Annotated in this window: 7 protein-coding genes; 2 read left to right on the top strand and 5 right to left on the bottom strand. The window is 72.1% G+C overall.

The annotated features are described in order from the left end of the window. Positions 1–2,791 (top strand): AAA family ATPase (locus tag J7E97_RS32300; RefSeq protein WP_251055484.1); only part of this gene is annotated, 2,791 nt, incomplete at its 5' end. A gap of 57 nt (positions 2,792–2,848) precedes the next feature. Here the strand turns inward: J7E97_RS32300 and J7E97_RS32305 are convergent. The 3 genes from J7E97_RS32305 to panB form a co-directional block, all read right to left on the bottom strand. Next, positions 2,849–3,700: an ABC transporter permease gene (locus J7E97_RS32305; protein WP_215034675.1), complete on the bottom strand. Its 852-nt coding sequence runs from the start codon at positions 3,698–3,700 to the stop codon at positions 2,849–2,851. Then, complete coding sequence (locus J7E97_RS32310) at positions 3,697–4,731, bottom strand: ATP-binding cassette domain-containing protein (protein WP_215034687.1); 1,035 nt, start codon at positions 4,729–4,731, stop codon at positions 3,697–3,699. The genes J7E97_RS32305 and J7E97_RS32310 overlap by 4 nt, the downstream gene beginning before the upstream one ends. 118 nt (positions 4,732–4,849) lie before the next feature. Beyond that, a complete protein-coding gene (gene panB / locus J7E97_RS32315) occupies positions 4,850–5,710 on the bottom strand; it encodes a 3-methyl-2-oxobutanoate hydroxymethyltransferase (RefSeq protein ID WP_215034677.1) in 861 nt (286 codons plus the stop codon). Positions 5,711–6,051: 341 nt separating this feature from the next. Here panB and J7E97_RS32320 point away from each other — a divergent pair, with 341 nt between their 5' ends. Further along, on the top strand, positions 6,052–7,080 hold the full coding sequence (locus J7E97_RS32320) for an endonuclease/exonuclease/phosphatase family protein (protein WP_215034679.1): 1,029 nt from the start codon (positions 6,052–6,054) through the stop codon (positions 7,078–7,080). Between the two features lie 98 nt (positions 7,081–7,178). Here J7E97_RS32320 and J7E97_RS32325 read toward each other — a convergent pair whose 3' ends face one another. Then, entirely contained in the window at positions 7,179–8,933 is a 1,755-nt protein-coding gene (locus J7E97_RS32325) for an NAD+ synthase (RefSeq protein ID WP_215034681.1), read from the bottom strand. 49 nt (positions 8,934–8,982) lie between these two features. Next, complete coding sequence (locus J7E97_RS32330) at positions 8,983–9,723, bottom strand: DUF4352 domain-containing protein (RefSeq protein WP_215034683.1); 741 nt, start codon at positions 9,721–9,723, stop codon at positions 8,983–8,985. Between the last annotated feature and the right edge of the window lie 190 nt (positions 9,724–9,913).

Below are 9,913 nucleotides of genomic sequence, written 5' to 3' on the forward strand. Positions count from 1 at the left end.
CCCCGGCCCCGGCCCCGGCTCCGGTGACTACGGGCGTTCCGCCCTGTCCGCCGACCCGGAGGGTGCACCGGCCGCGGGGACCGGCTCCGGCAGGGCCGCGGTTATGGCTACGGAGGCCGGATACGGCGGGCAGGGGCACGTACCGCCCGGGCAGGGCAATCTGCGGGCGCGGCTGACGACCTTCGTCGGGCGGGAGGACGACATCCGGGTCATCGGGGAAGATCTCGCCCGAGCACGGCTCGTCACCCTCCTCGGACCCGGCGGCGCCGGGAAGACGAGGCTGTCCCAGGAGGCCGCCGAGGCGCATGCCGGGGGCGCGTGGCCCGACGGGGTGTGGCTCGTGGAGCTCGCTCCGGTGGACGACCCCGAGGACGTCGCCGAGGCGGCCCTCGCCGCGCTCGGCGCCCGTGAGACCAAGCTGCGCGGCGCCTCCGCCGAGGAGCTGCGCGCGCTCACCGACCGGGGCGGGGACACCTCCCTGGACCGCCTCGCGGAGCACTGCGCACGGCGCCGCCTGCTGCTGGTCCTCGACAACTGCGAGCACGTCATCGGGGCCGCCGCCGACCTCGCCGACCGGATCCTCACGCACTGCCCCGGCGTGCAGATCCTCGCCACGAGCCGCGAGCCCCTCGGCGTGCGCGGGGAAGCGCTGCGCCCGGTGGATCCGCTGCCCGACCCGGTCGCGCTGCGGCTGCTCCAAGACCGCGGCTCCGCCGCCCGGGCCGGTTTCAGCGTCGACGCCGATCCGGCCGCCGCCATCGAGATCTGCCGCCGCCTGGACGGGATGCCGCTCGCGATCGAGCTGGCCGCCGCCCGGCTGCGCCTGCTGACGCCGCGCCAGATCGCCGACCGCCTTGACGACCGCTTCCGGCTGCTGACCGGTGGCAGCCGTACCGTGCTGCCCCGTCAGCAGACCCTGCGCGCGGTCGTCGACTGGTCCTGGGACCTCCTCGACGCGTCCGAGCGGGCCGTCCTCGGCCGGCTCTCCGTCTTCGCCGGCGGCTGCGACCTCGAAGCCGCCGAAGCCGTCTGCGCCGACGAGACGGACGGGACGGCCGCGACCGGCGGGACGGCCGCGACGGGCAGGACGGCCGCGACGGCCGGTGCGGAGGCGACCGGCGCCCGCCCCGGCCCCCGCGCCGTACGGGCGGCTCCGGTCGCCACCGTCGACGTCGCCGGACTCCTCGGCTCCCTCGTCGACAAGTCCCTCGTCGTCGCCGCCCCCGACGCGGCCGGCGGCGCCATGCGCTACCGCCTCCTGGAGACCGTCGCCGAGTACGCCGCCGAGCGGCTCACCGAGGCCGGCGAAGACCGCGGCGCCACCGAGCGGCGCCACCTCACCCACTACCGCGAACTCGTCCGCACCATCGAGCCGCAGCTCCGCGGTCACGGCCAGCGCGCGGCCGCCGACCGGATCTCCACCGAGTACGAGAACCTCCGTACGGCCCTGCGCCGCGCCGTCGCCGCCCGCGACGTCGGCGAGGTGCTCTGCCTCGTCCACTCCCTCGTCTGGTACTGGCAGATGCACGACCTGCGCGGCGAGCTCCGCCACTGGTCCGGAGCCGCCGCCGCCCTCGGCCCCGATCCCTTCGCCCCGCCCGTCGCCGCCGCCCCGCCCGTCTACGAGCAGGTCGTCGACGCGCCCCCGCCGTACGAGGGCGAGCTGCTCACCGAGGCCTGGCGCGGCGTCCGGATCATGTGCATGATCGCCCGGGACCAGAGCGACATCAACTGGTCCAGCCCGGAGGTCCGCGCCCAGGTGGAGGCCATGATCGCCACCTACCGCCCGGGGCTGCCGCAGACCTGCCGGGTCCCCGGCGTCATGTGGATCTACGCCGTGATGATCGCGGGGGACCCCGTGCTGCTCCGCGACGTCATCCAGGAGACGGTGGAGACCGCCCGCGGGCTCGGCTACCGCTGGGAGCTCGCCTCCGCCCTCCAGCTGCGCGCCAACGTGCTGGCCAACCGCGCCGACTGGGCCGGCGACGCCGCCCGCGACGCCGAGGAGAGCCTCGCGATCTTCCGCGAGCTCGGCGACGACTGGGGCTGCGCCGAAGCGCTCTCCGCCCGTGCCGAGGCCCTGGAGAAGGGCGGCCGCTACGCCCTGGCCGCACAGGACTTCCGCGCCGCCATCGATCACGCCCGCAGGCTCGGCGCCAAGGCCCAGGTCATGGTGTTGCAGGTGCGGATGGCCGGGACGCTCGTCGAGGACGGCCACATCGAGGAGGCGGAGGAGATCCTGGACGCCCTCCTTCCGGGAGCCGAGCACATCGGCAACGAAGCCAGGCCCGCCGCCCGGATGTTCCTCGCCGGCATCTACGGCCGTACCGGCCGCATCGCCGAGGCCCGCGCCCAACTCCAGGCGCTGCGCGACGACTTCTCCTTCGGTGCCTACGCGATCTTCGACGGGTTCCTGCTCGGCACGATGGCCTGGCTGGACAACCAGGAGGGCAAGTACGAGGACGCCCTCGTCATGGTCCGCCAGGCCATGGAGAGCGTGCGGGACCCGCTCGCCCTGCTCATCGCCCCCCAGCTCCCCGCCGTGTACCTGCTGACGGCGGCCGTCGCCCACGCCGGGATCGGCGGGCCGCACCGGGCGTACGAAGCCGCGCGGCTGATCGGCGCCTACCGCGCCCTGCTGCCGCCCCGCCACTTCCCGGTCACGATCGAACGCGACGACGTCGAGCGGGCCGAGCGCCTGGTCCGGGCCGCGCTCGGCGACGCCGGGTACGAGGAGGCGTACGGCGAAGGCGGCGGCCTCTCCCTGGAGGAGGCCACCGCCCTCGTCTGACCCGGTCCCCGCTGTGTCACGGCCCGTCCGGGACGCGATCCGAACGGGCCGCCCGGGTCAGGTCTTCTGGCGGAACTTGCGGACGGCGAGCGGCATGGTGACCGCCGTGATCGCCGCGGACCAGGCGAGGGTCATCCACACGGAGTGGGCGACCGGGCCGCCGTTGATCAGGCCGCGGGCCGCGTCGGCCAGGTTCGACAGCGGGTTGTAGTCGGTGAAGGACTGCAGCCAGCCGGGCATCGTGGACGGCGGGGCGAAGATCGAGCTGCCGAACTGGAGCGGCATCAGGACCAGCATGGCCATGCCCTGGACGGCCTGCGCCGTCTTCATGGTCAGGCCGAGCAGGATGAAGATCCACATCAGCGAGGCGCCGAAGACCGCCGACAGGCCGATGGAGAGGAACAGCTCCAGCACCGAGGTCTTGATCGACAGACCGAGGATGAAGCCCACGGTGAGCAGGATCCCGATCGCGACCATCATGCGGCCGAGCTCGACCACGATCTTCGCGAGGAGCACGGAGGACCGGGCGATCGGCATGGACCGGAAGCGGTCCATCACGCCCTTCTTGAAGTCGTCGTTGACTCCGGTGCCGACCGCCATGGCGATGTTCATGCCCATCATGGCCATCAGGCCGGGCACCACGTAGTTGACGTACTCCGCCTGGTTGCCCTTGCCGGAGATCGCGCCGCCGAAGACGAACACGAACAGCAGCGTGAAGATGATCGGCATGAACAGGACGTCGAACATCGACTCGGGGTCCTGCTTGATCTGCAGGGTGTTGCGGCGCACCAGGGCGCCGATGTGCCGCAGATTGCCGCGCAGGCCGATGCGGCCGTCGTCGGAGACCGTCCGCCGGTGCTCCGGGGCGGCCACGGGACTGCTGGGCTTCGTCGTGGTTACGGTGCTCATGCCGCGACCTCCTCGGTCTGCTCGGTGGGGACGGACTCTTCGGGCGAGGAGGGCTTCTGGCCGGTGATGGACAGGAACACCTCGTCGAGACTGGGCAGGTAGGTGCCCAGGTCGGCGATCTGGTACCCGCGGGTGGCCAGGAGGCCGACGACGGCGGTCAGCTGCTCGTCGCTCAGGATCGGGACCAGCAGCACGCCCTCGTCCGGCACGGCCTGCGAGCCGGCCACCCCGTCCAGACCGGCCTCCGCGAGGGAGCGGGCCATGCCCGGCAGGTCGGCGGCGGAGACGGGACGGATCTTCAGCGTGCGGCCGCCGACCCGGGCCTTGAGGTCGTCGACCTTGCCGTTGGCGATGACCCGGCCCCGGTCGATGATCGTCAGCTCGCTGGCGAGCTGCTCGGCCTCCTCCATGTACTGGGTGGTGAGCAGGACGGTGGCGCCCTCGGCGACCATCCGCTGCACCTCGTCCCACACCTCGTTGCGGGTGCGGGGGTCCAGGCCGGTGGTCGGCTCGTCCAAGTAGAGGACGGCCGGGCGGCCGATCATGGAGGCGGCCAGGTCGAGCCGGCGGCGCATGCCGCCGGAGTAGTGCATCGCGGCCTTCTTCGCGGCCTCCGTGAGGGAGAACCGCTCGAGCAGCTCGTCGGCGCGCGTGCGGGCGTCCTTGCGGGACAGGTCCAGCAGCCGGCCGATCATGTAGAGGTTTTCCCAGCCGGAGAGCTTCTCGTCGACCGAGGCGTACTGGCCGGTCAGTCCTATGGTGCGGCGCAGCTGCCGGGGCTGGCGGACCACGTCGTAACCGGCGACGAACGCCGTGCCGGCGTCCGGGACCTCCAGCGTGGACAGGCAGCGCACCAGGGTGGTCTTGCCCGCGCCGTTGGGGCCGAGGACCCCGAGGACGGTGCCTTCGCGGACGTCGAGGTCCACGCCGTCGAGTGCTTTGGTCTCGCCGTAGTGCTTGACCAGCCCCCGGACCTGTACGGCGTGCGAGCCGTTCGGGGGAGTGTTGTCGTTTCGCGTCATGCCGACCATCAGAGCAGCCGGCACTGACAGAACGCCTACAGCCCACCGACAGCGCCGCTACAGCCGGCCGACGGCCCGCCGACGGAAATGTCGGCGGGCCGTCGACGCCGTCGGCGGACCGGTGTGGCTAGTGGAACGCGTGCTCCGCCTGCGGGAACGTTCCGCCGACGACGTCCTCGGCGAAGGCCTTCGCCGCGTCGCCCATGGTCTGGCGGATGTTCGCGTACTGCTTGACGAACCGCGGCAGCTTCCCGCTGGTCAGCCCCATCATGTCCGTCCACACCAGCACCTGCGCGTCGCACTCCGAGCCCGCGCCGATCCCGACCGTCGGAATGTGCAGGGACCGGGTGACCTCGGCGGCCAGCTCGGCCGGGACCAGCTCCAGGACCACCGCGAAGGCGCCCGCGTCCTGCGCCGCCTTCGCGTCGCGCAGCAGCTGGTGCGCGGCCTCGTCGCCGCGGCCCTGCACCCGGTAGCCCATCGCGTTCACGGACTGCGGGGTCAGGCCCAGGTGGGACATGACCGGGATACCGGACTGCACGATCAGCTCGGTCTGGTGCAGCGAGCGCTCGCCGCCCTCCAGCTTCACCGCGCCGACCCCGGCCTCCTTGACGAGGCGGGTGGCGCTGCGCAGCGCCTGTACGGCGCCTTCCTGGTACGAGCCGAACGGCAGGTCGCCGACGATCAGGGCCCGGCTGGTGCCCCGTACGACGGCCGCCGACAGGATGGTCATCTCGTCCATCGTGACGGGAACGGTGGTCTCGTAACCGAGGTGGCAGTTGCCCATCGAGTCGCCGACGAGCATGACCGGGATGCCGGCCTCGTCGAAGACGGACGCGGTCATCGCGTCGTAGGCCGTGAGCATGGGCCACTTCTCGCCGCGTTCCTTGGCGAGGGTGAGGTCGCGGACGGTGATGCGCCGGGTGCCCGAGCCTCCGTACAGGGTGGGTGAGGCGGCTTCACGGGCAGGCGAAACGGCATGCGTCATTGCAACTGCTCCTTGGTGTTCATCTCGAGGCACCCTTACGGCGTCCCCGGACTCACCACCATGGTGGCACTGGTCCGGCCCGCGGCGGAAGTGGCACGAAGGCCGGTTCGTCCGCCGTTCATCACACTTGCGGGGGCTCCGGGCCCGCCCCGGGCGCACTCCGGCGTCCTCCGCGGCGCGCCGGGGGCCAATGTGAGCGTTTCGTGACAAGCGGAACTGCGGCCGCTCGGCCGTTCGTCCTCCCGGACGTACGGCCGAGACAATCGGCACGGATCGCTCCGCATATCGCCTAGGGTCAAGGGGCGGGGACGGAGCGCGAGCACGGCAGTGAGGGCAGTGGCATGGCACAGGCGTACATGACGGAGAAGGGGAGCGGCGGCCCGGAGTCCGAGCCCTCCCGAACCGGTCTCCGACGCCGGCTGGCCGACCTGCGGGGGGACCGCGGCATCTGGCGCCGCGGGATCGTGCTCGCCGCGCTCGCGGTGCTGGTCTCGCTCGTGATGATCTTCCACGCCTCGTTGCCCAACGACATCGGCAACCTCGGTAGCCTCACCGAGACCTTCCTGCCCTGGCTGGGCCTGATCGTCCCGGTCCTGTTCGTCGCCGCGCTGGTGCGCAGGTCCGCGACCGCACTGATCGCGATACTGCTCACCGCCGCGGTCTGGACGAACCTCTTCGGCGGCCTGGTCAGCGACAAGTCCGACGGCGGCGGCAACCTGACCGTGGCCACCCACAACGTGGACGCCGACAACGCCGACCCGACGGGCACCGCCGCATCGGTGGCCAAGTCCGGAGCCGACGTCCTGGCCCTGACCGAGCTCAAGGGCAGCGCGGTCCCCCTCTACGAGAAGGCCCTCGCGGGGACCTACCAGTACCACTCCGTCGAAGGCACCGTCGGCCTGTGGAGCAAGTACCCGCTGACCTCCAGCCGGCCCGTGGACATCAAGATGGGCTGGACCCGGGCGATGCGCGCCACCGTCAAGACCCCCTACGGGGACGTCGCGGCCTTCGTCGCGCACCTGCCCTCCGTCCGGGTCAAGCTCAACGCCGGTTTCACCGCCAACCAGCGCGACAACAGCGCCGACGCCCTCGGTGCCTCGCTCGCCGCCGAACCGCTGCGCAAGGTCATCCTGCTCGGAGACCTCAACGGCACCGTCAACGACCGGGCGCTGTCCGAGGTCACCTCGCAGTTGCGTTCCACCCAGGGCGCCTCCGGCGACGGCTTCGGCTTCAGCTGGCCCGCGCAGTTCCCGATGGCCCGCATCGACCAGATCCTGGTCCGCGGCGTCACCCCCGAGGCCTCCTGGACCCTGCCCCGCACGGGCAGCGACCACCTGCCGATCGCGGCCCGGGTCACCGTCAAGCCGTAGCTCCGCAGGCAGGGCCGTACGTACGGCAGTGCCCCGGCCGCTCCGAGGAGCGGCCGGGGCACCGGCACGCGTACGACCAGGCCTCGACCGGCCCCCGACTAGGCCTGCTCGCGCCAGCCGTTCGTGATGGGCAGCCGGCGGTCCTTGCCGAAGCCCTTCGCGGAGATCTTCGTGCCCGGCGGGTACTGCCGGCGCTTGTACTCCGCCGTATCCACCATCCGCAGGGTCTTCGCGACGAGCTCGCGGTCGTAGCCGGCGGCGACGATGGCCTCCAGGCCCTGGTCGCGGTCCACGTACAGGGCCAGGATCGCGTCCAGGACCGGGTAGTCCGGCAGCGAGTCGGTGTCCACCTGCCCCGGGCGCAGCTCGGCGCTCGGCGGCTTGTCGATCGAGGCGACCGGGATCGGCGGGGTCTCGCCGCGCTCCTCGGCGGCCCGGTTGCGGTAGCGCGCCAGGCGGAAGACGTCCGTCTTGTAGACGTCCTTGATCGGGCCGTAGGCGCCCACGGAATCGCCGTACAGGGTGGAGTAGCCGACGGCCAGCTCCGACTTGTTGCCCGGGGCCAGCACGATGTGGCCCTCCTGGTTGGAGACCGCCATCAGCATGGTGCCGCGCAGCCGGGACTGGAGGTTCTCCTCGGCGAGCCCGGTCAGGCCCAGCGAGGCCATGTACGCGTCGAACATCGGCTCGATCGGCACGGTCCGGAAGTTCAGGCCGGTCCGCTCGGCCAGGTCGGCCGCGTCGCCCTTGGAGTGGTCCGAGGAGTACTTCGAGGGCATCGAGATGCCGTACACGTTCTGTGCGCCGATCGCGTCGCAGGCGATGGCGGCGACGAGCGCCGAGTCGATGCCGCCGGAGAGCCCGATCAGGACCGAGCGGAACCCGTTCTTCTTGACGTACGCGCGCAGGCCCACGACCAGCGCGTCGTAGATCTCCTCGTCGTCGTCCAGACGGTCGGCGTAGCCGCCGGCCACGACCGCCTCGTACGGCTCCACCGGCTCCTCGGAGAGGATCACGCGGTCGATGCGCAGGCCGTCGTCCACGGTGCCCTCGACCGGGGTGGCCGAGGCGGCCGGGAGGTCGAGGTCGACGAGCACGCAGCCCTCGGAGAACTGCGGGGCCCGCGCGATGACCTCGCCGTCGGCGTCGACGACGATCGAGTCGCCGTCGAAGACCAGCTCGTCCTGGCCGCCGATCATCGCCAGGTAGGCGAGGGTGCAGCCGGCTTCCTGTGCGCGCTTCTGCACCAGTTCGAGGCGCAGGTCGTCCTTGTTGCGCTCGTACGGCGAGGCGTTGACGGAGATCAGCAGCCCGGCCCCGGCGGAGCGGGTGGCGGGGACGCGGCCGCCCTCCTGCCAGAGGTCCTCGCAGATGGCCAGGGCCACGTCCACGCCGCGCACCCGGATGACCGGCTGCGTGTCGCCCGGTACGAAGTACCGGAACTCGTCGAAGACGCCGTAGTTGGGGAGGTGGTGCTTGGCGAAGCGCAGGACGACCTGCCCGCCGTGCAGCACGGCGGCGGCGTTCTCCGGGGACCCCGCCGGCCGGCCGAGCCGGGGCACGGCCCTCGCCGTGCGGTCGAGGTAGCCGACGACGACCGGAAGGTCGCCGAGGCCCTCGGCCGCCAGCCGCTCCGCGAGTGCGCGCAGGGCCGTACGGGAGGCTTCGACGAAGGAGTCGCGCAGGGCGAGGTCCTCGACGGGGTACCCGGTCAGCATCATCTCCGGGAACGCCACCAGGTGGGCGCCCTGTTCGGCGGAGTGCCGGGTCCAGTGGACGACCGAGTCGGCGTTCGCGGCGATGTTGCCGACGTGCGAGTCGATCTGATTCAGAGCGAGGCGAAGTTGAGGCACGGGCCCAGTGTAATCGTCCTTCTGACGCGATGTCCTGGGGGCGGCTGATTCAGCCGACCGGCCCGCTGTACTTGACCGAAGGCAGCCGTCCGCCGGGGGTGATGTCGGCGGTGAGGGTCGCGGTGCCCTTGGGGACCTCGTAGGCGATGACTCCGGTCGCCGAGGAGCCCGGCAGGATGTCGCCCTTGATCATCTTGGGCATCTCCCCGTCGAAGACGAGCTTGCCCGCCAGGCCCTGCTCGTCGCGGACGTTGGGCACCGCGTAGATGATGTTGAGGGGCTCGGTCGAGTTGTTGGTGACGGTGAGGGTCACCTGGACCGCGTTCCCCACCTTGATGTACTCGCTGTCGGTGACGTACTTCTTCGGCTGCGACACCTTCACCTCGACGCCGCTCGGGTACGTGAACGTCTCGCCGAACGGCAGCGCGCTGGTGAGGCCCGGCACCTGGGACGGGGACGGCGAGGGCTTCCGCGTCGCAAGCGGAGGGGCGCCCGGGAAGACCGGTCCGTCGTCCTCGTAGTGGCGGTCCTCCGAGATCTTCGCGTCGATCGTGTGGACCACGGAGCGGGTGATGAAGTAGCCGCCGACCGAGGCGCCGAGGCCGAGGAGGGCGAGGACGGTCCCCGCGACGGCCATCGCGCCGCGCGGGGCGCCGCCGCGGGAGCGGACGACGGCCGCGATGCCGAGCCCGAGGCCGACCAGGGCGAGGAGGCCGCCGGCCCAGAAGAGGAAGGGGACGAGGCCGAGCACGATGCCGACGATCCCGAAGACGAGGGCGGCGACGGCCATGCCGTTGGTGGCGGGCGGGGGTCCGGGGTGTCCGGGGTGTCCGTGGTGCGGGGCGCCGGGCGCGGCCCAGACGTTGGAGGGGGCGCCGGGGGCGCCGTACGGGGCTCCGTACGCGGGGCCCCCGGGGGCGGCGGGCGGGGCGGGGGTGACCGGGGCGAAGCCTGTCTCTTATATCGATCTGAAGCTGCCG

The sequence above is a fragment of the Streptomyces sp. ISL-66 genome (genome assembly GCF_018614135.1).
Taxonomy (GTDB): Bacteria; Actinomycetota; Actinomycetes; order Streptomycetales; family Streptomycetaceae; genus Streptomyces.

Excerpts from the sequence above, each read along its gene's own strand:
- J7E97_RS32305 (WP_215034675.1), bottom strand. The coding sequence starts at position 3,700 with ATGAGCACCGTAACCACGACGAAGCCCAGCAGTCCCGTGGCCGCCCCG.
- J7E97_RS32310 (WP_215034687.1), bottom strand. The coding sequence starts at position 4,731 with ATGGTCGGCATGACGCGAAACGACAACACTCCCCCGAACGGCTCGCAC.
- panB (WP_215034677.1), bottom strand. The coding sequence starts at position 5,710 with ATGACGCATGCCGTTTCGCCTGCCCGTGAAGCCGCCTCACCCACCCTG.
- J7E97_RS32320 (WP_215034679.1), top strand. The coding sequence starts at position 6,052 with ATGGCACAGGCGTACATGACGGAGAAGGGGAGCGGCGGCCCGGAGTCC.
- J7E97_RS32330 (WP_215034683.1), bottom strand. The coding sequence starts at position 9,723 with ATGGCCGTCGCCGCCCTCGTCTTCGGGATCGTCGGCATCGTGCTCGGC.